This window comes from Pleionea sp. CnH1-48, assembly GCF_024124665.1.
Taxonomy (GTDB): Bacteria; Pseudomonadota; Gammaproteobacteria; order Enterobacterales; family Kangiellaceae; genus JAMXSB01.
Map to the genome: position 1 here is coordinate 73,685 of NZ_JAMXSB010000005.1, position 20,861 is coordinate 94,545.

The 20,861-nt window shown below is 44.8% G+C and carries 17 protein-coding genes; 5 read left to right on the forward strand and 12 right to left on the reverse strand.

Features of this window, described 5'->3' with window-relative positions; translation table 11 throughout:
• Positions 1-115 precede the first annotated feature (115 nt).
• The 8 genes from NH399_RS09180 to NH399_RS09215 form a co-directional block, all read right to left on the reverse strand.
• The gene (locus NH399_RS09180; protein WP_253039278.1) at positions 116-1,666 is read right to left on the reverse strand and encodes an SPOR domain-containing protein; all 1,551 of its coding nucleotides are present in this window, start codon (positions 1,664-1,666) and stop codon (positions 116-118) included.
• A gap of 7 nt (positions 1,667-1,673) precedes the next feature.
• Positions 1,674-2,768: a 3-dehydroquinate synthase gene (gene aroB / locus NH399_RS09185; protein ID WP_253039280.1), complete on the reverse strand. Its 1,095-nt coding sequence runs from the start codon at positions 2,766-2,768 to the stop codon at positions 1,674-1,676.
• A gap of 3 nt (positions 2,769-2,771) precedes the next feature.
• The gene (aroK, locus tag NH399_RS09190; RefSeq protein ID WP_253039290.1) at positions 2,772-3,290 is read right to left on the reverse strand and encodes a shikimate kinase AroK; all 519 of its coding nucleotides are present in this window, start codon (positions 3,288-3,290) and stop codon (positions 2,772-2,774) included.
• Positions 3,291-3,394: 104 nt separating this feature from the next.
• Positions 3,395-5,515, reverse strand: coding sequence for a type IV pilus secretin PilQ (gene pilQ / locus NH399_RS09195; protein ID WP_253039292.1), 2,121 nt, complete (start codon positions 5,513-5,515; stop codon positions 3,395-3,397).
• Between the two features lie 48 nt (positions 5,516-5,563).
• Positions 5,564-6,106: a pilus assembly protein PilP gene (locus NH399_RS09200; RefSeq protein WP_253039293.1), complete on the reverse strand. Its 543-nt coding sequence runs from the start codon at positions 6,104-6,106 to the stop codon at positions 5,564-5,566.
• Positions 6,106-6,729, reverse strand: coding sequence for a type 4a pilus biogenesis protein PilO (locus NH399_RS09205; protein WP_253039295.1), 624 nt, complete (start codon positions 6,727-6,729; stop codon positions 6,106-6,108). The genes NH399_RS09200 and NH399_RS09205 overlap by 1 nt, the downstream gene beginning before the upstream one ends.
• A 3-nt stretch (positions 6,730-6,732) precedes the next feature.
• Complete coding sequence (locus tag NH399_RS09210; RefSeq protein ID WP_253039296.1) at positions 6,733-7,311, reverse strand: PilN domain-containing protein; 579 nt, start codon at positions 7,309-7,311, stop codon at positions 6,733-6,735.
• A complete protein-coding gene (locus tag NH399_RS09215; protein WP_371876070.1) occupies positions 7,311-8,375 on the reverse strand; it encodes a pilus assembly protein PilM in 1,065 nt (354 codons plus the stop codon). Before NH399_RS09215 ends, NH399_RS09210 begins: the two co-directional genes overlap by 1 nt.
• Positions 8,376-8,558: 183 nt before the next feature.
• Here NH399_RS09215 and NH399_RS09220 point away from each other — a divergent pair, with 183 nt between their 5' ends.
• Complete coding sequence (locus tag NH399_RS09220; RefSeq protein WP_253039300.1) at positions 8,559-11,108, forward strand: penicillin-binding protein 1A; 2,550 nt, start codon at positions 8,559-8,561, stop codon at positions 11,106-11,108.
• A gap of 27 nt (positions 11,109-11,135) precedes the next feature.
• Here the strand turns inward: NH399_RS09220 and NH399_RS09225 are convergent, their stop codons facing one another.
• On the reverse strand, positions 11,136-11,915 hold the full coding sequence (locus tag NH399_RS09225) for a thermonuclease family protein (RefSeq protein ID WP_253039302.1): 780 nt from the start codon (positions 11,913-11,915) through the stop codon (positions 11,136-11,138).
• 7 nt (positions 11,916-11,922) lie between these two features.
• Positions 11,923-12,135, reverse strand: coding sequence for a 50S ribosomal protein L31 (gene rpmE, locus NH399_RS09230; RefSeq protein WP_253039312.1), 213 nt, complete (start codon positions 12,133-12,135; stop codon positions 11,923-11,925).
• Positions 12,136-12,366: 231 nt separating this feature from the next.
• Here rpmE and NH399_RS09235 point away from each other — a divergent pair, with 231 nt between their 5' ends.
• The 3 genes from NH399_RS09235 to NH399_RS09245 all read left to right on the forward strand — a co-directional run bounded on the left by NH399_RS09235 (position 12,367) and on the right by NH399_RS09245 (position 17,014).
• The gene (locus NH399_RS09235; RefSeq protein ID WP_253039314.1) at positions 12,367-14,568 is read left to right on the forward strand and encodes a primosomal protein N'; all 2,202 of its coding nucleotides are present in this window, start codon (positions 12,367-12,369) and stop codon (positions 14,566-14,568) included.
• Positions 14,569-14,711: 143 nt separating this feature from the next.
• Positions 14,712-16,421, forward strand: a complete 1,710-nt coding sequence (gene argS / locus NH399_RS09240; protein WP_253039316.1) for an arginine--tRNA ligase — start codon at positions 14,712-14,714, stop codon at positions 16,419-16,421.
• A 5-nt stretch (positions 16,422-16,426) separates the two neighbouring features.
• Positions 16,427-17,014 carry an SPOR domain-containing protein gene (locus NH399_RS09245; protein WP_253039327.1) on the forward strand — a complete coding sequence of 196 codons (588 nt, stop codon included), beginning with the start codon at positions 16,427-16,429 and terminating at the stop codon, positions 17,012-17,014.
• A 42-nt stretch (positions 17,015-17,056) separates the two neighbouring features.
• Here NH399_RS09245 and NH399_RS09250 read toward each other — a convergent pair whose 3' ends face one another.
• On the reverse strand, positions 17,057-17,359 hold the full coding sequence (locus tag NH399_RS09250) for a DUF962 domain-containing protein (RefSeq protein WP_253039329.1): 303 nt from the start codon (positions 17,357-17,359) through the stop codon (positions 17,057-17,059).
• Positions 17,360-17,532: 173 nt separating this feature from the next.
• On the opposite strand from NH399_RS09250, the gene NH399_RS09255 reads away from it, so the two are divergent.
• The gene (locus NH399_RS09255; protein WP_253039331.1) at positions 17,533-18,120 is read left to right on the forward strand and encodes a TetR/AcrR family transcriptional regulator; all 588 of its coding nucleotides are present in this window, start codon (positions 17,533-17,535) and stop codon (positions 18,118-18,120) included.
• 39 nt (positions 18,121-18,159) lie between these two features.
• Here NH399_RS09255 and NH399_RS09260 read toward each other — a convergent pair whose 3' ends face one another.
• The gene (locus NH399_RS09260) at positions 18,160-20,565 is read right to left on the reverse strand and encodes a M14 family zinc carboxypeptidase (RefSeq protein WP_253039340.1); all 2,406 of its coding nucleotides are present in this window, start codon (positions 20,563-20,565) and stop codon (positions 18,160-18,162) included.
• Positions 20,566-20,861 lie beyond the last annotated feature (296 nt).

A 20,861-nucleotide genomic window follows, 5' to 3' on the forward strand; every position in this document is an offset into this window, starting at 1 on the left:
TAGTACAGGCAAGCCGCAAACAGGGGCACTGAGCCAAGATAATTAAGTGATTGCGGTGAGTAAGCGCTCCCCTTTGTATTTTTGAATGACAGAGGAAGATACTCACTTATTAGATTTAGCGACGAGCGGTAGTTAGCTGACGGATCTCGCTCTTTACCTGTTGCATGCTTTTCACCCAGGGCTTTGATTTTTGTAGCGCTGCAACCAGTTGTCCACGTTGATTACGAGCCTCATCCATAGATGAATAAGGACCAACGACCACCACAAACCACAGCTTGTTATTGCGCAGGGTGCGATAAAACTGAAGATTGCCCTGATTTTGATGTGCTTGTAGAAACGTCTCTACATTTTTCAATTCGCTAAAACCAGCCACTTGAATCAAGGCACCGGCATCACCGACCGTTAACAGTTCTTTTTCCATCGCAGTAAGCGAATATCCTGTTGCAGGCTTGGATTCTGCTGGCTTTGTTTGAACAGGCAAAGAGTCAACCACAGGATCATCAATCGGGGGAACCAGTCTTTGTTTGGGGGGAGGCATTGATGATGGCTTGGATGGCAATTGCTCAGTAGGCTGTGTCGCTGTACTGTCTTGAGGCACCGTCTGCTCACTAGGTTGTGACGGTTCATCAACAATAGCATTCTGTACTACATTCGCGTTGCCAGTGTTATCCCGCGCCTGTGTCGTAGCCTCGTCTGCTGCTGTCTTTGTTTCTTGGTCCGCAACACTTTGGTCACGCCAGCTAGTAGCCGCCAGAGATTCTTTCTCAACATCAGAGGTTTCGGAGTCTGTTGCTAGCGCAACAACCTCTTCAGGCTCACTGGCTTTATCTTCAATCACAGGAGTATCAACAACAGGTTTCGCTTCTTCAGCTTTAAATAACTGGTTAACCGAATCCTGAAAAATCAACACCAAGGCCAATAATACGGCTATTGCAACAAAACCAGCTCCACGAATTAGATTAGCAGTGGGTTCTGCTTTGGATGCGGTAGCCTGCTGACGGTTTAATTGGGCCGACAATTCTTCCGCAGCTTCAGTTAATAAACCGATATTACCGTTACACTGTCTGACAATGTTATCCACTTTCTTTTCGTCAACGATTAACAATAACTGGCTATCAGACAGCTGCATTTTGTGAGCAATGAGCCCGACCGCTTCATCGTCGCTAATGGTAGGGACCAGTAACTCTAAAACCTGTTCATGGTGTTGGAGGTACCAACTGTCCTTATCCATGTGCTCATTAACTACGACCACACAATGAAAAGTGTCAGACTTCACTTTCTCATCAAGAGCAAATAACAACTCGTCTGGCAGGTAATCAGCTTCATCAATAAGTAGCAATACTTCTTTTGACTCAGGAATCGACGCTAAAAAGTCGCCGTAGTCCTGCTCAGTATCCATCTCGTTCAATGACAGCTGATCAGCAAAAGTTTGCTGAAAATGATCTTCTGCAGTCAGCTTGGCAACGGCTATAGGTGGCTCAATGGCTTCTATTAATAAGCTAAGTAAAGTCGAGCGTCCCGTTCCAGGAGCCCCTTTTAAAGCGATGATGCGATCAGAATATACAGAATAATGCTCAAGTCTTTCGCACAAGGTTTTCTGCGAGTCGAGCGACATACGCTGACTAAGCTCTATCATTTGTCGAAAGGTCGAAACTTGTTTGCCCATGAAGATCTCACTCCTTGAGTTTGTTAATGACTACGCTTTTTATTTTTTCTATATCAACAGTATCAACAATTTCAACACGGCCTTCTGCGGCAGGAAGAATTAAGCGAATGCGTTCACTTAGATTTTTTTTGTCTAATTGCATTGCTCGCATAATCTCTTCGGCATCGTACTCAACTTCAACATGAGTTGCTAAGCCCAAACTCTCAAACAGCTTTTCTACCCGCAGAGCGTATCCACTATCAATTTGCCCCAATTTGACCGCCAGGTCAAAGGCCATGCAGGTACCAATAGCAACCGCTTCACCATGTACATAATCTTTGTATCGACCGACTTTTTCTATGGCGTGGCCAAAGGTGTGCCCCAAATTCAAGATCGCCCGAATACCGGACTCTTTCTCATCGAGCCCTACCACTTTTGCTTTAATTTGACAGCAACGCTCAACAAGAGTTGCAAGCACCTGCTTATCTCGAGCATTAATGGCAGTGATGTTATCTTCGATATAGGTAAACAGCGAGAAGTCATCGATCAGGCCATATTTTACGACTTCCGCAAGCCCAGCCCGATATTCTCTTGGCGGTAGTGAGTCGAGAAAGTTCAGCTCGATAAAAACAGCCTGAGGCTGATAAAAAGCCCCGACCATATTCTTCGCTTGAGGGTGATTAATGGCTGTCTTGCCCCCCACAGAGGAGTCAACCATCGCCAGCAAAGAGGTAGGCACCTGAATAAAAGGCACACCGCGCTGATAACAAGCAGCAACAAACCCCGTCATATCGCCAACCACACCACCACCTAAGGCAATCAAGGTCGCATTTCGACGGAAGTTCCCCTCAATCAACGAGTCCATCAAACTCGAAAACGTGGCAAAAGATTTATGCTCCTCACCATCGGGCATCAAGTAGACAGATACGTCACCATCAATGAGATTTTTGACATGCTCCAGATACAAAGGAGCCACCGTTTCATTGGATACCAGCAGAACTTGCGGAGAAACGATATAAGAAGAGAGGGAGAGTTCAGAATCAAACAGGTCACTTCCAATAAAAATTGGGTAATGACAATCTTCTGTGTGGACAGTAACCTGCTTTAATCCCTCGATAGGCATAACTTAATTTTGCAGAATCAATTCGGCTATATGGTTAGCAACCGATTTCACTGTGTTATCTGTCGTAGCCACCACATAGTCAGCAATTTCACGATACATAGGATCGCGTTCATCCATTAACGACACCAGCGTATCCTCAGGATCGCCGCTTTGTAACAATGGTCGTCGTTTGTCTCGACGAGTCCTTTCCATTTGCTGTTCGATCGATGCTTCAAGATAAATAACGACACCACGACCTGCCAGATGGATGCGGTTTTCTTTGCGTAAAATCGCGCCACCACCAGTAGCAAGTACAATGCCCTGACTCGAAGTTAACTCTTCGATTACCTTTTGTTCTCTTTCTCGAAACCCTTCTTCACCTTCAATATCGAATATCCAATCGATTGGAGCACCAGTACGGCGTTCCAATTCCTGATCAGAGTCAATAAATTCAAGCTTTAGGAGTTCGGCTAACTGTTTTCCTATGGTTGTTTTACCAGCACCCATAGGACCAACAAGGAATACATTGCGTTTATTTTTCATCGCTTATTAACAACTTAACCCTAAACAATTGAAATTGTTAGATATTTACCTCTCATAAATACAAGAACCCGCACTAGGCGGGTTCTTGCGCCATTTTTTGGGGTCTATCTTACCCCTTCTTTAATGATTTTTGGAGTCACAAATATCAACAATTCACTTTTTGCTTCACTTTCTTCTATGCGACGGAAGAGAACACCGATGCCAGGAAGGTCGCCCAGCAAAGGAACTTTAGATACGTCTTTATTGGTTCGCTGCTGATAAATACCACCTAGAACAACAGTTTCACCGTTTTCAACCAATACCTGGGTTCCAACTTCTCGCGTATTAATAGAAGGAGCACCATTGCTCAAGATCACTTCACCACGAGTGTCCTGATTAACTTGTAAATCAAGAATGATTCTATCATCTGGAGTGATTTGAGGGGTTACTTTTAAACTAAGTACGGCCTTTTTGAAAGAAATATTTGTATTACCAGCAGAAGATTGCTCTAAATAGGGTATTTCTTCACCAGCTTCGATGTAAGCTTCTTTCTGATTAGCCGTCACAACTTTTGGAGAAGCAATAACTTCACTGCGGTTTTCACTTTCTAAAGCAGATAATTCAGCATCTAAGATAATGCCATCAGCCAATCGAGCAAAGGTTAAACCAATCTGTCCTGCAGGATTAGCAACAGGAAGATTAACATTTAAGTTATCTTCGATAGTGGTCAACGCTGTATCTGTCATTGGAATACTACCGATAGGGAAACCTAAACCACTGGCCTGAGTTGAGTGAATAGCATCCAAGTTACCAGTGGTGAAAACTTCGTTGCTGTTAAGCTGAGAAGAAACACCAAAACGCGCACCGATGCTTTTACCAACACCATCATCAGCAACAACAATTCGAGATTCAATCATTACCTGGCGAACAGGTACATCAAGCGCTCTTACCAACTGGCGTATTTCGTCTAATTTTCGAGCAGTATCACGAACCAGCAAAGTATTGGTTCTCTCATCGATGGTGATACTTCCGCGATCAGAAAGGAAAGAAGTTTTCTCACCTTGAATAATTTCTGACAAAGTCGCTGCTTTGGCGTAGTTAACCTGAACAAATTCACTGCGCAGTGGCGATAGCTGTTCAACCTGCTGCTCAGATTGAAGTTCTAAAGCTTCTCGAGCGGCGATTTCATCGGCTGGAGCAATCAGCATCACGTTACCGTTTTGACGCTTATCCAAACCTTTCGTTTTCAAGATAATATCTAACGCCTGATCCCAAGGTACATTGTTCAAACGTAAGGTAATAGAACCTGCAACCGTGTCACTGGTCACCAAGTTAAGCTTATTTACATCCGAGATTAACTGCAGTACTGCACGCACCGAAATGTCCTGGAAGGTCAAAGACATGCGCTCGCCAGTGTATTGAGGCTCGCTCAAACGTTTGCGCTCAACTTCTTCTTCTGTCAGTGGTTTTAACTCAATGGTGTAGATACCATCGGTCTGATAGGCTAGAAACTCAAACTCATTAACCGTTTGGATGCTCACGCGAACGTTGCTGCCAACACGCTTAGTCTCAATGATTTTTGCTGGTGTCGCAAAATCAATAACATCTAACTTGCGAATCAAATCGTTACTGATATTTACGCCAACAAAATCGGCAACAACTTCACGTCCTTCTTGACGTAAATCGATACCGATAGAAGGATCATTCAAAGAAATAATTACGCGACCTTCGCCTTGCTCACCACGGCGGAAATCAATTCCGGCGATACCTTCACCACTTGCTCGAGAAGAACTCGACGAACTTGATGCTGCGCCAGTGCTTCCTGAGGTTGCAGTTGATGCAGAAGCAGCGCTGTTACCGCCGCTCGCCTGACCAATAGTGACAACATAATCATTTCCGTCAACACGGCTAGTATAAGCTGTGGTTTCGACCAAGTTAATGACCACTCGCGTTCGACCTTGTGCTTCGACAGCACTCACACTGCGCGTTGCACCAACACCAACGGCTAACGAACGGTCTTCCATCGCCACAGAAGTGCCAGCAAAGTCCAATGCGATACGCGCAGGATTTTCCGTCGTAAACTCACGCGGTGCTGAAGGTGGTGAAGACATTTTGAAACGCAACTCAACGCGATCACCTGGAAGAACATTAAAATCAATTTTAGATAGCTCATTAGCACTGACGGACAATGAGGCAAGGCTCATTAACCATACAAAGAGTACTTGAGTCAGGCTTATTTTATTCATTTGACTCCCCGATTTACCCAGTAACATCATCTTTCTCCTGATCTCACTCTATTCGTCTAACGCCAAGTTTATGACACGTTTTTCCCAGCAGCCCTGGCCATCAGGAACCAAGGTTTCAATCGCTATACGAAATTCATCAATATCAATAATGCGGCCATGATTAACACCCAGATACTGGCCAACACTGACTTTAAAAATAGTGCCTTCTGTTGGTCCTAGAGTTGTTTGGATTAACCCCCAGTTACCACCAGCGTTGCTCATCGCACCAACCATCTCCATTGAATCAATAGAGAATCGTTCCAAATCTTCACGACGACGATTAGGATCCGGTTGAACGCTGCTATCACAACCTTCAGCTATTTCTGTTAACACTTCTTCTAAATCGGGCTCCAAATCGGCAAAAGGACTGCGCATATCTTGCGCAGAGTATTCGAAAGATGGTGCCTGACTGATTTCTGGCAATGGATCCGTTGGTCCAGCCGGTCGAGCTTTAACTGTTTTGATCCAATCATCCAAATCTTCAGTTGATGAGCCACACCCAGCAAGCAATAAAGCCGCAGTTGCAGCGAAGAGAAGAGCATTCGGCTTCATCACTCACCTCCTTCGAGATCATCATCATAACGATAGGTTTTGGCCGTCACATTCATAACCAACATCTTCTCGTTGGGGGCACCAAACACCTCTTTATCTGTAACTGTAATTTCAAAATTATGCAGAGTTACAATACGCGGTAAATTAGAAACCCGACTCACAAACTCAGCCAATTGGTGATAGCTCCCTGTTACAGAAATCTCAATCGGCTTCTCGATATAGATATCACGATCCTGCTCTTCTTTAAGCTTCATGCTTTTAACTTCAAGACCAGCACCATTAGCAGCGTAAGTCACTTCATCTACCAAACCAGCCACTTCGCTTGAACGTGGCAATTGCTTAAGTAAAGTCTTGAAGGACGACTGAATGCTTTTCATCTGCTCTATGTAAGCTTCTAGATGAACGGCTTTCTCGTATTTCTGCTCATATTCTTGCTTTAGTTGGGCTTCTTTTCTCACTTCTCGAGCCAAGGTGTCTTCATCATCACTAATAAAGAACTGATATCCCAACAAAATGACCAAGCCAAAAACAATAGCTCCGGTCAGAACTTTAACAGGCAGGGGCCAAGAGCCCATGTTGTTAAAGTCGAGATTATTGACATCAAAATCATTTAAACTGCTCATTGATTACTCTCCCTCTGCCGGTGCTGCATCTTCATCTTCCTCGGCAGACGCTTCTTTAGTAACCAACAAAAATAGTTTTCGACTGGCCCCAAAGTCACTATCCGTTGTAATGTCCTTGAGTACAGGTTTCAAAAACCACTTTGAGTCGGTAATGTTACGCATGAACGCGGTGACTCGTTGAGATGACTCTGCGACCCCCTCAAATTTGAGAGTTGCTCCCTCACGAGAAATATTTTTCAGATTTAAACCTTCTGGGATAGAACGCACTAACTCGTCAAAGATATGAACCACTTGAGGACGGCTGCGTTGCAAACGGGCAATCATTTCCATGCGCTCAATTAACTGCTCGCGCTCTTTTTCAAGTTTTTCAATCTCTTTGATCTGTCGCTCGATGGCTTTAATTTCTTTAGCCAGGTAGTTATTTCGCTCTCGTTGCGAATCGATTTTCTGTCCAAGCAAGTGTAGATAGGCAAATACGCCGACAGCGCCCAACACAAAGACCAGACTGAGAATACTTAGGAACTGTCGCTGCTTCTCCTTGCGGAGTTCTTCACGCCAGGGTAAGAGGTTAATCTTTGCCATTAGTCAAAACTCCTTAATGCCAAACCGCAACAAATCATTAGCGACGGCGCATCCACACTTAATGCCTGAGCATTCACTCGCGAAGCTATCGACATATCTGCAAACGGGTTGGCGATGGACGCTGACACCCCAAGGCGTTCTTCAAGCATATCGTCCAGTCCATCAATAACAGCACAACCACCGGCCAGAACCACATGGTCTACTTCGCTATATTGACTGGAAGAATAAAAGAACTGGAGAGAACGGCTTACTTGCTGAATCACCGCTTCTTTGAAAGGTTCGAGCACTTCGGGCTCGTAATCGTCAGGCAGTCCGCCTTGCTTTTTTGCCATTCCGGCTTCTTCATAAGAGAGACCGTAACGACGTTGAATTTCTTCGGTAAGTTGTGCGCCACCAAAAACCTGCTCTCGGGTGTATATCGTTTTAAAGTCTTCCAACACGCTGAGACTCGTCATGTTGGCACCGATATCAACCACCGCAATGATTTTGCCCTCACCTTGGTCGGGCAATTGATTTTCCAACAGGCGGAAGGCTCGCTCCATGGCGTAAGCCTCTACGTCAACCACGCGAGCGGTGATGCCACCTAACTCAACTGCGTCAACGCGACTGTAAACATTTTCGGATCGAGAAGCGGCCAATAGCACGTCAACTTTGTCGGGAGCTTTTTCAGATTCACCTACGACTTCGAAGTCTAGCGCCACCTCTTCTAACGGATAAGGAATGTATTGGTCAGCTTCTACCTGAATCTGACTTTCCATATCGTCATCATTCAAACCTTTGTCCATCTGAATGATTTTAGTAATAACGGCAGACCCAGCCACTGCGACGGCAGCATGCTTGAGTCCACTTTTGGAGCGACTTAAAACGCGTTTAATCGCTTCACCTACGGCCTCAGGGTCACGGATATCCCGTTCAGAAACGGCTTCCTGGGGTAAGGGTTCGACAGCGTAAGCTTCCACACGATAACGTGAACCAACGCGACCTAACTCCAGCAGTTTGCAGGAAGTCGAACTGATATCGAGTCCAACCACGGAGGGCTTTTTTGTCCCAATTAGCTGAGCCAGCATAAGCGTAAAATTCCTATAACTTTAAAGTGTTACATTATTTATGTGTGTTTTAACATTAAATAATAGCGCTAACTATGCGTTATTTCACCTTTTTTCTAAAAAAGTTATCCATTCGAAACGATTAAACGATATACTGTGTCTAAATCTTTACGGCACCACTAAATATATAGTTTCTAGCCAATGAAATATCTACTTCGTTACGCCTCAAAAGGCATTTATTTTATCAGTCTTATCGGTTTAATGATTGTTATGGGGTTCACAGGTTTACATTTAAATCTTGGACCAACTTTGCCAAATGTCGACTCTATCGGCCAAATCAAGCTGCAAACCCCCATGACGATTTTTTCGAAAGATAATGAGCTAATCGCAGAGTTTGGTGATTATCGTCGAATACCGATCACCCTAAGTGACGTTCCCGAGGAATTTATTCACGCTCTTATTGCAACAGAAGATAAGCGATTTTACGAGCACTCTGGAGTAGATTTTGTGGGGGTAATGCGTGCATTTGTGAACCTCATCACAACTGGTACCAAGAGCCAGGGAGCGAGTACCATCACTCAGCTGGTAGCGCGTAATGTTTACCTTCATCGTAAACGAACCTTCACCCGTAAATTCCGCGAGATCTTTCTTGCCTGGAAGATAGAATCACGGTTGAATAAAAACGAAATACTGGAGCTGTTTCTCAACCTCGCTCACTTTAGCCACCGCGCTTACGGCCTCGGAGCTGCTGCGCAAGTTTATTATGGCAAAGAGCTAAAAGAGCTGACACTTCCCCAATTAGCGGTACTGGCAGGTATCCCCAAAGGAGAGTCGGTATATAACCCTATTTCGAACCCAACCAAAGCGAAAGAACGTCGCGGTCATGTTTTACGACGTATGTTGGCAGAAGGTTATATTGATCAAGCGACTTATACTGAAGCCAATGCGACGCCTTTAACGGCAGAAAAACATGGCGCAAAAATCTCCGTCAACGCGCCTTTTGTCGCCGAAATTATTCGCCAAGAAATGATTGGTCGTTTTGGTCGTGAAGCAGCATACAGTGATGGTTTTAAAGTTTATACAACCGTAGAGTCTAAGCTTCAGCATACTGCTCAAGATGCATTGCGTCATAGTTTACTCGACTATGATCGTCGTCATGGCTATCGCGGGGCAGAAACTCAGCTAGCAGACTTCGCTAACTTGTCGCCAGAACAATGGCAAAGTTTTTTAGACACGCTGCCTAAAGTTGCTGACTTAGCACCTGCACTCGTTGTAGAAATTGCCGAACAAGCCGCAACAGTTTTTCTTGCTGATGGCAGTCAAGCTGTGATTGATTGGGAAGGCTTATCATGGGCTCGTCAGTTTATTTCGACCAACAAACGAGGCCCCAAACCCAAACAAGCAGCCGATATTTTGCAAGTAGGTGACGTGATTAGAGTTCGTATTGCCAACAACCAATTACAACTCTCTCAAATCCCAGAAGTAAGCGGTGGTTTTGTATCAATTAGCCCGAAGGATGGTGCCGTTGAAGCCTTGGTTGGTGGTTTTGACTTTACTCGAAATCAGTTCAATATGGTCACTCAGGCACGTCGACAACCTGGCTCAAATATCAAACCCTTTATCTATTCCGCAGCCTTCGAAAAAGGCTATACAGCCGCCAGCATTATTAATGACGCCCCTATATTTGAAGAAGATATTTCATCAGAAAACTTCTGGCGTCCTAAAAATGATAGTGGACGATATAAAGGACAAACCCGCCTGCGCGTTGCCTTAAGAAATTCAACCAATACTATTTCTGCACGTCTGGTTCGTTCTATCACTCCAAGATTTGCCAAAAACTATCTAGAGCAAATTGGCTTACCTGCTGCACACATGAAAGCTGTTCCTTCGTTAGGTCTGGGTAGTGCAAGCTTTACCCCTCTCGAAGTTGCTACAGCTTACGCGACTTTTGCGAATGGTGGCTATCAAGTAAAGCCTTATTTTATTGAAAGAATCGAGTCAGCCAACGGTGATATTCTATTTAAAGAAGAACCTATGACGGTTTGTATCGAGTGTGAAGAAATCTTAGAGCAACAGGCGCTAGCTGCTGCTGAGCAAGATGTTCCCGCTGAAGGTTCTGAGGCAACAGTAGAAGAAGTCATACAACAGCCAGATGGAACAGAAGAAACAGCATTGCAGTTGATTGCCGACAGCAACAAACCGCTGATTCAATCTCCAGAGATGCCCATTGATAAAGATAAAATGGCTCCACGGGTCATCGAAGAACGCAATGCCTTTATTCTTACCAGTATGATGCACGATGTCATTCATCGTGGCACCGCTTGGCGAACACTCTTTAACTCTAAAAGCCCGCTACTCAAACGTCGTGACATTGGTGGAAAAACAGGAACGACCAATGACGCAAAAGACGCTTGGTTCTCGGGTTTTAACAGCGATCATGCGGCAACCGCATGGGTAGGTTTTGCAGACCACTCAATCTCGTTAGGCTCGAATGAGTATGGCGGTAAAGCAGCGCTGCCAATCTGGCAAAAGTATATGGAAGTGGTCCTTGCAGGAAAGCCTCAAAGCACTATGTTTGAGCCTATCGGTATTGTCAGAGCACGCATCGATCCCGAAACAGGAAAGCTCGCCAACAACAATACCCTGAAGGCCGAGTTTGAAATCTTTAGAGCAGAAAACACACCAGAGAAAATGCCAGTGGACGAAACGCTGCCCGATCTGGATGCGGATCCTTCATCTAATATTTTTTAATCTTAAGAGAGAGGCTCCTCGCCTCTCTCATTCAATCTCAGGTACAAACACATCAGCAGCATGTTTGATCTTCATACGCCATTGTCTGCCATGCCGATAAGCAAATCCTCTTAATACTATCCTGCTATCTTTTTGCGCTTTTTCATACAAAGAGGCAGCAAACAATTCACTGTGCTCAAAGCTTACCAAAAGACGTTTATCCAACATTAAATAGTAACGTTTTCCTTTTTGCCAACGTCGACTCACTCGTCCTTCAACTATCACTTTTCGTTCAGCGCCTTTGAGCTGGCTTGCCGCTATAGGAGCTGTGAGCTTCGAGTTCCAAATCGCTTTCTTATGAATTCGGGCCTGTTTTTCTGCATCAACCAAGCATTGTGGAGGGTAGTTATCGGGAGGGATTTTGATGAGTTGCGCCAAACCGGCATCTAACAATTCTGCGGCCAGATAGCGACGCTCTAAATCATACACTTGCGCCAACACGCGCTTAAAGCGATCTCTTTTGCGTTGACCAACAGCTAAGTAAATAGTCGAACCTTTGGGTAATCTTTTTTGCAGCCAGCTTTTAGCGGATCTGGCGTAAGGCTCTGCATGTTTCTTTGTCGCTGTATTTAACTCAGGCGCATCGACATATAGCATGCGCAGTCGGCGTCCATCCGTAAGTAAGAGAGTATCACCATCAATGACTTTCGTTACCTGCGCGCGAGTTAGATGATGTGGCTTTGGTGTCAAACACTCTGCCGCAACCGTCGAAATGCAGGCACAAAAAAAGGCGCTATAAAGCGCCTTTTTCAGAATACGATAACGCATCGTAATCTTATTTTGACTTTCTGCTACCAAAACGCTTGCGGAAGCGATCAACACGGCCACCAGAATCAACGATTTTCTGCTTACCAGTGAAGAATGGGTGACACTCAGAACATACGTCCAAAGAAATGTCGCGGCACAGAGTTGAGCCAACTTTGATTACGTTTCCGCAGCTACATGTTGCAGAAATCTGCTCATAATTTGGATGGATACCATCTCTCATGATCATTACTCTCATTTTGTGGGAAGATCGCTATCTAGGCACACTTGCCTAAACACCATCAACCTAGATTAGGACGCGCGATCATACTCTTATGTCGTACAAAGTTCAAGCGCTCTTTGCCTAAGCCCCGAGGCGCTCAAAAGAGGCTTCCTAAGCACTTCAAAACACCCTACTATTACACTCAATCCTTCATCCAGCTTTGATTTTTAATTCAATAACAGATACTTCGCTATGCCAGCCATTGTACGTGTTGCTCTACCAGTCCCACTGCGGCGTTTGTTTGATTATACTCTGCCCGAACACTTCTCGCTGCCAGAGCTGGGCACTCGAGTTGAAGTCCCTTTTGGCAAACAAACGCTGATTGGTCTGGTTGTAGAGCACCCTGCAATCAGCTCCGTTGAGGTAGAAAAGCTTAAGTCTATTCATCAGATACTCGATCTTAATCCGGTTGTATCTGAGTCGTTATGGAAACTGTTGCATTGGTGCGGTCAATATTATCAGCATCCTCTGGGTGACGTTTTGGCTACGGCCCTACCCAACGCTCTGATGAAAGGCAAACCCGCGAGCCTGACGCCACAGGTGTTTTGGCATCTCACGAGTGAGGCCCCAGAAGATTGGCAACAACAGCTGCCAGCCAACGCTGTCAAACTACGCAAAGTCATGCAATTGGTGACAGAAAGTGGCAAAGATGGCATTAACCAATCCCAATTTTCTCAACACGATATTGCTCTTAGCCAACTCAAAAACCTGAGTAATAAAGGTTGGCTCGAAGCCCGTGATGAACAACCATCGGACACCTGCGAAATCACACCATCCGAACTGCAACTAACCGATGAACAACGAGAAGTCGTCGAAAAAGTTCTCGAACAATCTTCAAGCTTTGCTCCAACCTTGCTGGAAGGTGTTACCGGAAGTGGTAAAACCGAAGTCTACCTACGCATTATCGCGGGCGTCCTTCAACAACAGAAACAAGCGCTGGTGCTAATACCCGAGATAGGCCTGACGCCTCAAACATTGACTCGATTTGAGCAACGCTTTCCTGGGCAGGTAGGCATACTGCACTCAGGTTTAACCGATAATCAGCGCTTACAAACCTGGTTAAAAGCACAACTTGGGCAACTCCGGGTCATCATAGGCACACGCTCAGCCATCTTTACTGATATGCAAGACCTCGGCGTCATTATCATTGATGAAGAACATGATCTGTCCTTTAAACAACAGGATGGATTGCGTTACTCCTCAAGAGATCTGGCCATCATCAAAGCACGAAACCATAACATCCCTGTTGTGTTGGGCAGTGCAACCCCCTCTCTAGAAAGTCTGAACAATGCGGTGTCAGGCCGTTACCAGCACCTGCATCTAAAACAACGAGCACAGGCTCAGCCTCTGCCACCTATTCGTGTCATTGATTGCCGCGACCAACCCATGATTGAGGGTATGAGCCACCCGCTACTACAACAGATCGAAAAGCATCTGAAGCAAGACGGTCAGGTTTTGGTGTTTATTAATCGTCGAGGCTTTGCCCCCGTCCTTATGTGCCATCGCTGCGGCTGGATCGCTGACTGTCATCGCTGTGATCGCTATATGACGCTGCACCAATCGGCCAATAACAAGGGGTTTCTGCAATGTCATCATTGCGGTGCCTACAGCAAACAAAAATCAAACTGTCCTAAGTGTGATGCGGGAGAGTTACTGGCCATTGGCCAAGGCACCGAGCGTATAGAGCAAGCCTTAGGTCAGCGCTTTCCTGGCTATGCCATCCAACGCATCGATCGCGATACAACACGTCGTAAACAAGCTATGGAACAATATGTAGCTGAAGCTAAATCTGGGCAAACCCGTATTCTGGTCGGCACGCAAATGCTGGCCAAAGGACATCACTTTCCCAATGTCACTCTGGTCGCCATCCTGGATATTGATGGCGCTCTATTCAGTAGTGACTTTCGCGCACCCGAACGCGCCGCTCAATTGATCACTCAAGTGGCAGGCCGTGCAGGGCGAGCAGAGAAAAGTGGCGAAGTATATGTGCAAAGCCATCATCCAGAACACCCTTTACTCGTGACACTCAGCCGTCAGGACTACGCCACCTTCGCCGCAGCTCAATTGCAAGAACGCGCTGCGGCTCTATTCCCCCCCTTTAGTTACATGGCTATCTTTCGTGCCGAATCAAATCATCAAGAAAAAGCCGAAGCCTTTTTACGCGAGATAAAAGCCACTCTTAATCGTCAGTCCCATTCCGTAGAATTATTGGGTCCCGTTGCTTCAACCATTACTCGAAAATCTGGCCGATTTCGCTTCCAGCTATTACTCAACAGCCAGCAACGACAGCCTCTGCATCAATTGATCCAGAACAACCTCAACGACATTGATAAGCTTCCTTTAGCAAACCGAGTGCGCTGGTCTCTCGACATCGATCCGCAAGATTTGTTGTAAATACGGAGATTCTTTTGTAAAAGCGCAATATTTCCCAACAAAATTAAGCTTTTTCCTTAAATCCCTATCGAAAAAAGCACCTATATAAAGCATAATGCTCGGTTCATTTAACCACTATTCGCGTTTACTAACAGACCAAATTAATGAAAGACGTTATCGGCAAATTAATAGAGCAGGCAATCGAGCAGATGAAGACAGCAGGAAAACTTCCAGCTGACATTGCCCCACGCATTCAAGTTACTCACACCAAAGAAAAGTCTCACGGTGACTTAGCCACCAATGTTGCCATGATGATGGCTAAAGGTGCAGGCAAACCACCACGGGAAGTAGCTCAGCTATTGGTTGATGAACTGGCGAATACGCCAGAAATTGAGCGCGCCGAAATTGCTGGCCCAGGCTTCATTAACTTTTTTCTGGCTCAGGACGCACAAACACAGATTATCGACAGCATTCTAAAACAAGGTGCCGACTTTGGTCGTAATAACGATGGCCAAGGACAAAAAGTACAGGTCGAGTTTGTCTCTGCAAACCCAACAGGACCACTGCATGTTGGTCATGGTCGCGGGGCTGCCGTCGGTGATTGTATCTGTCGATTACTAGAGAACAGTGGCTGGGATGTGACCCGTGAATTTTACTACAACGATGCCGGTCAGCAGATTAATAATTTGGCGCTCTCGGTCCAGGCTCGTTGTAAAGGCTTTGGTCCCGCTGATACAGACAACTGGCCTGCCGATGGTTACCAGGGCGAGTACATCAAAGATGTCGCTAACGACTATATGGCAGGCAAAAGTGTCGTCGCCGAAGATAAACAGGTAACAGGTGCTGCTGATGCCGACAATCTTGAAGCTATCAAAGAATTTGCTGTTGCTTATCTGCGCCGCGAGCAAGATCTCGACTTAAAAGCCTTTGAAGTCAACTTTGACGTCTTCTTCCTGGAATCTTCATTGTATGAAGAAGGCAAGGTAGAAGAAGCAGTTCAGCGCATGATCGACAATGGTTATACCTACGAAAAAGACGGCGCTTTATGGTTAAAAACGACCGAGTTTGGCGATGACAAAGATCGTGTTATGCGCAAAACAGACGGTGGCTACACCTACTTCGTTCCTGATGTTGCTTACCATCTTAATAAATGGCAACGAGGCTTCAAAAAAGTCATTAACGAACAAGGTTCTGATCACCACAGCACCATCACACGAGTAAGAGCTGGAATACAGGCACTCAATCTAGATGTACCGAAAGGCTTCCCAGATTATGTGCTCCACCAGATGGTTACAGTCATGCGCGATGGCGAAGAAGTTAAAATATCCAAACGTGCTGGTGGTTATGTCACACTGCGTGATCTGATTGATGAAGTGGGCTGTGATGCTACTCGCTATTTTCTTGCTGCACGAAGAGCCGAGTCTCAGTTGACCTTCGATATTAATCTGGCAACATCGCAAAAATCAGAGAATCCGGTTTACTACATTCAATATGCTCATGCGAGAGTATGCAGCGCCTTTAATAAACTGGCCGAAAAAGCGCAAACTCATGACGCGGAGAATGGTAAAAAGCACCATCACCTGCTGACAATGGATCATGAAACCCAGTTGATGGAACGAATGAGCCAATACCCTGATTTAGTTGCTTCTGCTGCGCGTAATCATGAGCCGCATCTGGTTGCACACTACTTAAGAGATCTCGCCAACGATCTTCATAGTTACAATCATTTGGGTAAAGAAGATCCAACCAAACGCTGGATTGTTGAGGGTAACAAAGATCTTACGGACGCTCGTCTCAATTTGATCAGTTCAACTCGACAAGTTATAGCAAATGGGTTAAACCTACTGGGAGTTTCCGCTCCAGAAAGTATGTAAGTTGTATGCCTCAAGATTACGCAAAAAGAAAAGCAAAACCCAAAAGCCGTAAAGGCGCTAGCCGAAAAAAGCAAAAGCCTTTCCCTATATTCGCCGTGCTCATTGTGGGCATGGTGTTGGGTGGCTTTATTGGCTTTTTAGTCTATTTAAAGTGGTTACCAAGCCAGGCACCTGAGCAGATTGCGACGAAGACTCAATCTAAGCCAGAGAAAAAAGTAACAAAGAAACCTCAACCCAAACCAGAAAAGAAAGAAACGAAACCTCAGTATACTTATCATAAAGAACTGATGGGCAAAGAAGTTAAAATTCCAGAGGAAGAGTTGAGCGCTCCCAATAGCGACATCAAACGCGAGTATGTCATGCCTTGTGGCTCATTCCGTAATGAACAGATGGCAGAATCGCTAAAGGCGCGTATTGCTTTTTTGAACTTCGAAGCACAGGTACTTCCGGTAGACAACAAAAACGGACGTTGGTATCGAGTACAGTTAGGGCCATTTAACAGTAAGCGAAAAGCAGAATCGATACGACACCGTTTGCAAGCCAACGAAATGAACGATTGTCGAATTCATGGACGAGTGTTGACCAGCAACTAAGTTTGGAAGTTGCGGTGCTCTCGGAGTCACCGCAACACTGCTTCAGCGAAGTTTTCCCGTTAAAAAATCTTTTAACATCACCCAATCACCAATAAAGCTATAAAAAGGATAAGTGAAAGTCGCTGGTTTATTTTTCTCAATAAAAAAATGACCGATCCAGGCAAAGCCATATCCAGCCAAAGGCATAAACCATAAACTCCAATACTCTTGACTCACCAAACCGTAAGCCAGTATCGCTAATGTTAAAAAGCTCCCCACGTAGTGCAACTTTCGACATGTGGGATGGCTGTGTTCACTTAAATAGTAAGGATAAAACTCCGCAAAAGATTTAAATTCTTTAGCCATAAGATTGCACTCTCTCGTGTTACTCAAAAAGCATCTTTTGAATTGTTCGTTCGAACTAAGCCCTAAATACGGAAACATCGTTTCCATATTTATACTACAATTCCAATCAGATGCCAATCAATAGCTCGTCCTCAAAAGTTGAATATCAGATAAAGCCGAGGTATCTTCCGCGAATGGATATTGATAAGCGAAAAATAAGTGCCAACGCACTGGAAAAGCTCCGACAAACGATTATCAATCAGTTTGCCGAAGGCCAGTTCCATACAACGGGGATCCGTGCCATCTGTCAGCAAGCTGGCGTCAGCCCTCAAACCATTTATAAGTATTATGGTACAAAGGAAAAGCTACTGCTTGCCTGCATCGAACAAGATTTGGCGCAGCTAACGATCAATGCCAAACAAAAGATGGCAGAAGCCAATAGTACCCAGCAAAAATTATTAGCCCTCAATAACGCTCAGTTTGAGTTTTATGCGCAACATCCAGCGATTGCACGATTGGCCTTTATGAATGTGCCCGCAGCTTTTTGGATTCAGCAAAACTCTAGTGCGCAAAAAGAATTTCAGGAGCTTCTGGTAGAACAATTCACCCTAGCTCAACAAGAACAACTGTTAAACAAAGAACTCAATCTTACCTTGATTCAAGATATTACATCCGGTGCTGTTGCTCGAGTGATTATTCGTTGGCTGCTCAACGATTGCCAGGAAGATTTAACACAGATTGGCAGAGAATTCTTTAATGTGATGTGGATGACCACTCAATAAAAAAGCTCTGCACTCACGCGCAGAGCTTTGCTTGCCGTCTTAATTAAACGTTATTTTCCAACGATTAATATAACCAGTGTCGATTCTGGCTCGATCAACTACCTTCAACTGCCAGGTGCCGCTAGAGTCGACATTTCCGACATTAACGGAGTAAGTCTGTTGTAAATTATTGGTCGTGCCTCCGGTGCGATTGTGTAGATTATAAGTGCTTCCATCCGGTGCAATTAAATCCACAACCAAATCACCAATATAGGTGTGCACAATATCCACTTCGACAGCCACAGTTCCAGATGCGCCCGATCGCGTCGAGTTTATACTACTGGATGCTCCAGCCGTATTGTTATCAGGAATACTGACATCATCGGTGTTTTCGAAACTTTCGCCAACAGAACCACCCGCTGTGTAACTGCCCACTAAACTCACACCACTGTATGCACGATAGCCGCGTAACATAACGTGGTAAGTTCCCGTTTGAACATTAGAAATGTTACAAGTTTCGACGTTGCCATTGCGATAAGGACGACAATCATAAGCGCCTGTTGTTGGTTGGCTACCAAAACGAACATACATATCGGCATCACCTGAACCACCAGAAATATTAAAGCTTAGATTGCTCGCATCAGCAGGAACCTGCATCGTAAAGAATACCTGGTCGCCCTGAGCACCACTTAATCCAGTTTTCGGAACATTATTCTCTAACTCGTTATCATTAGGTGGCACTTCATCAGTAATATTCAAATAGATTGCAGACAATGCACCCCAGGTATTCGACGTGTCTCTGGAACGAACATAAATAATATGCTGACCATTCGACATACCCGTGGTATTGATCGTTGCTCCCACCGATTCCGTTTTGCTGTTGTAAGAACCATCTTGCGCAGCTAAAGCGATTGGCGTGGCACCATTCGCCCATGGGGGCGTATCGATATAATATTCTGCGGCGTTAATATTTTGCGTAGCCTCAGTTCCATTACGAGTGCTAAAACGGCTATCAGAAACAGACGCAACCAAAGCCACATTACTGCCAGGCTGTACGGATACCGATCCGCTACTGCCATTAAGCGTTAGACTCGCAACATCAGGACCACTGGGTGTAATGTAAGGTGTGCGCACAACTTTTGCCGCATAGATAAGCGCTTTCAAGTTGTCTGGCTTGATGGTGTTTTCGTAAGTCGAACAGTTCTGGAAAAAACTGGTGCCTAACTCAAAGGTAAACGCAGCAATGCCTAACTCACCATAACTGATATTATCGCTGGTACCATCCGTCGCATAAAGACCAATGGACTGCATTGGATTGTAGCCGTTAAAGAACGCAAATTTACGTCCCAGAGTTTGCATAGCGACACCGTTAGGTGCCACACTACTTTGATCACCCCATGGCCACAATACCAGCTCACTGTAACTGTGAATATCGATATGCATACCACTTGTTGTTGCTGGCGCAGCATCATTATCATTTGGTCCACGACTATCAGGGAAGATAGAGCGAACGTAACTTTCTAGTGCCTGTATTTCTGGCTCTGACGCCGCAGAAGGTCCACGATATGTCAAACTACATTGACTGCCGCTGGAGCCTTGTCCATTGGTAATGTTCCAACGAGAACTAAAGTTTCGGTTGAGATCAGCGCCACGACTGTTAGAGCTCGATCCACAATAATTCTGATTGGTATTTTTACGCCAGGACAATCCTGTTTCTGCCTTTTTACGACCGTCAGGATTTGCCTGTAACAGTAAATGCACTTCATGGTGATCAACAATCCAGGTTGCATCTGCATTGCTGCCATAACCGTTTACCAACCAACGAGCAAACTCTAAGTTTAAAGGCGCAGTCGTATATTCCCTTGCATGAATCGCACTATTAATAAAAAGTTTGGGCTTATTTCCACTGATGGATTTGTTAGTGATTTTTAACACCTGCAAATCGTAACCGCCACTGCCTTGTGTTTTTTCCCAGGAGTCACCGATATCGATCCATTCAGCAATATTTGAGTTTTGGCTCACCAATGATTGAGCTGTAGAAAAAGTTTCTTCTACGGTTTCGTAACACTCATAGCCAGGAATTGACTGAATACTTGCATTACCGTCAGACTGCATCATTCTTTGCTGAATCATTTCCAGTCGTTCATTACGGCGTTGAATGAAATCATGATCCACACGAATAGATTTGATAAATGGCGCCAATTTCTTTCGATCTTCAGCATCCAGTTCCAGCGTCAGCGAACGCTCAGAAAGCTGAGACTCCAATAATTGGCCATGAAATGAGATAGCTGCTTTGCGTGCAATATCTTCTGATGCAAAGGTGACACGATAAATATTTTCGGTCGATTTTTCTTGAACAATTTCGTTATACAGTACGTGCTTGTTGTTTTGTTCCGCTACAGCGACGGACATCATACTCGTCAATACGGCAAATACAACAACGGGTTTTGTTTTGAGTAAACTCATTTATTATCTCCAGTTGTATAAACCTACTTTTAGACAACAGCCCTACCTACCCTTTATTGGACTGTCATCGACAGAGTAGTGAAGTTCGCATCAAATGTTTAATTAAAATGCAATAACTTAGTAACTTGAGATACACAATAGGACATTAATCAGCAAGATCATGACACTTGCCAACAGAACATTATAATTATTACTTTCTTGAGATGTATAGAATAAGATGAATACATCTCGAATCAGGAAAGGGAAAAACTGAACAATAAAAGTCCTTCTTAAATTGTTGTATATAAAAACAATTC

Coding starts and splice junctions, on each gene's coding strand:
- NH399_RS09200 (WP_253039293.1), bottom strand. CDS start 6,106: ATGAAGCCGAATGCTCTTCTCTTCGCTGCAACTGCGGCTTTATTGCTT.
- pilQ (WP_253039292.1), bottom strand. CDS start 5,515: ATGAATAAAATAAGCCTGACTCAAGTACTCTTTGTATGGTTAATGAGC.
- NH399_RS09235 (WP_253039314.1), top strand. CDS start 12,367: ATGCCAGCCATTGTACGTGTTGCTCTACCAGTCCCACTGCGGCGTTTG.
- NH399_RS09210 (WP_253039296.1), bottom strand. CDS start 7,311: ATGGCAAAGATTAACCTCTTACCCTGGCGTGAAGAACTCCGCAAGGAG.
- NH399_RS09250 (WP_253039329.1), bottom strand. CDS start 17,359: ATGGCTAAAGAATTTAAATCTTTTGCGGAGTTTTATCCTTACTATTTA.
- NH399_RS09245 (WP_253039327.1), top strand. CDS start 16,427: ATGCCTCAAGATTACGCAAAAAGAAAAGCAAAACCCAAAAGCCGTAAA.
- NH399_RS09180 (WP_253039278.1), bottom strand. CDS start 1,666: ATGGGCAAACAAGTTTCGACCTTTCGACAAATGATAGAGCTTAGTCAG.
- NH399_RS09260 (WP_253039340.1), bottom strand. CDS start 20,565: ATGAGTTTACTCAAAACAAAACCCGTTGTTGTATTTGCCGTATTGACG.
- NH399_RS09220 (WP_253039300.1), top strand. CDS start 8,559: ATGAAATATCTACTTCGTTACGCCTCAAAAGGCATTTATTTTATCAGT.
- rpmE (WP_253039312.1), bottom strand. CDS start 12,135: ATGAGAGATGGTATCCATCCAAATTATGAGCAGATTTCTGCAACATGT.
- NH399_RS09255 (WP_253039331.1), top strand. CDS start 17,533: ATGGATATTGATAAGCGAAAAATAAGTGCCAACGCACTGGAAAAGCTC.
- aroB (WP_253039280.1), bottom strand. CDS start 2,768: ATGCCTATCGAGGGATTAAAGCAGGTTACTGTCCACACAGAAGATTGT.
- aroK (WP_253039290.1), bottom strand. CDS start 3,290: ATGAAAAATAAACGCAATGTATTCCTTGTTGGTCCTATGGGTGCTGGT.
- NH399_RS09205 (WP_253039295.1), bottom strand. CDS start 6,729: ATGAGCAGTTTAAATGATTTTGATGTCAATAATCTCGACTTTAACAAC.
- NH399_RS09225 (WP_253039302.1), bottom strand. CDS start 11,915: ATGCGTTATCGTATTCTGAAAAAGGCGCTTTATAGCGCCTTTTTTTGT.
- argS (WP_253039316.1), top strand. CDS start 14,712: ATGAAAGACGTTATCGGCAAATTAATAGAGCAGGCAATCGAGCAGATG.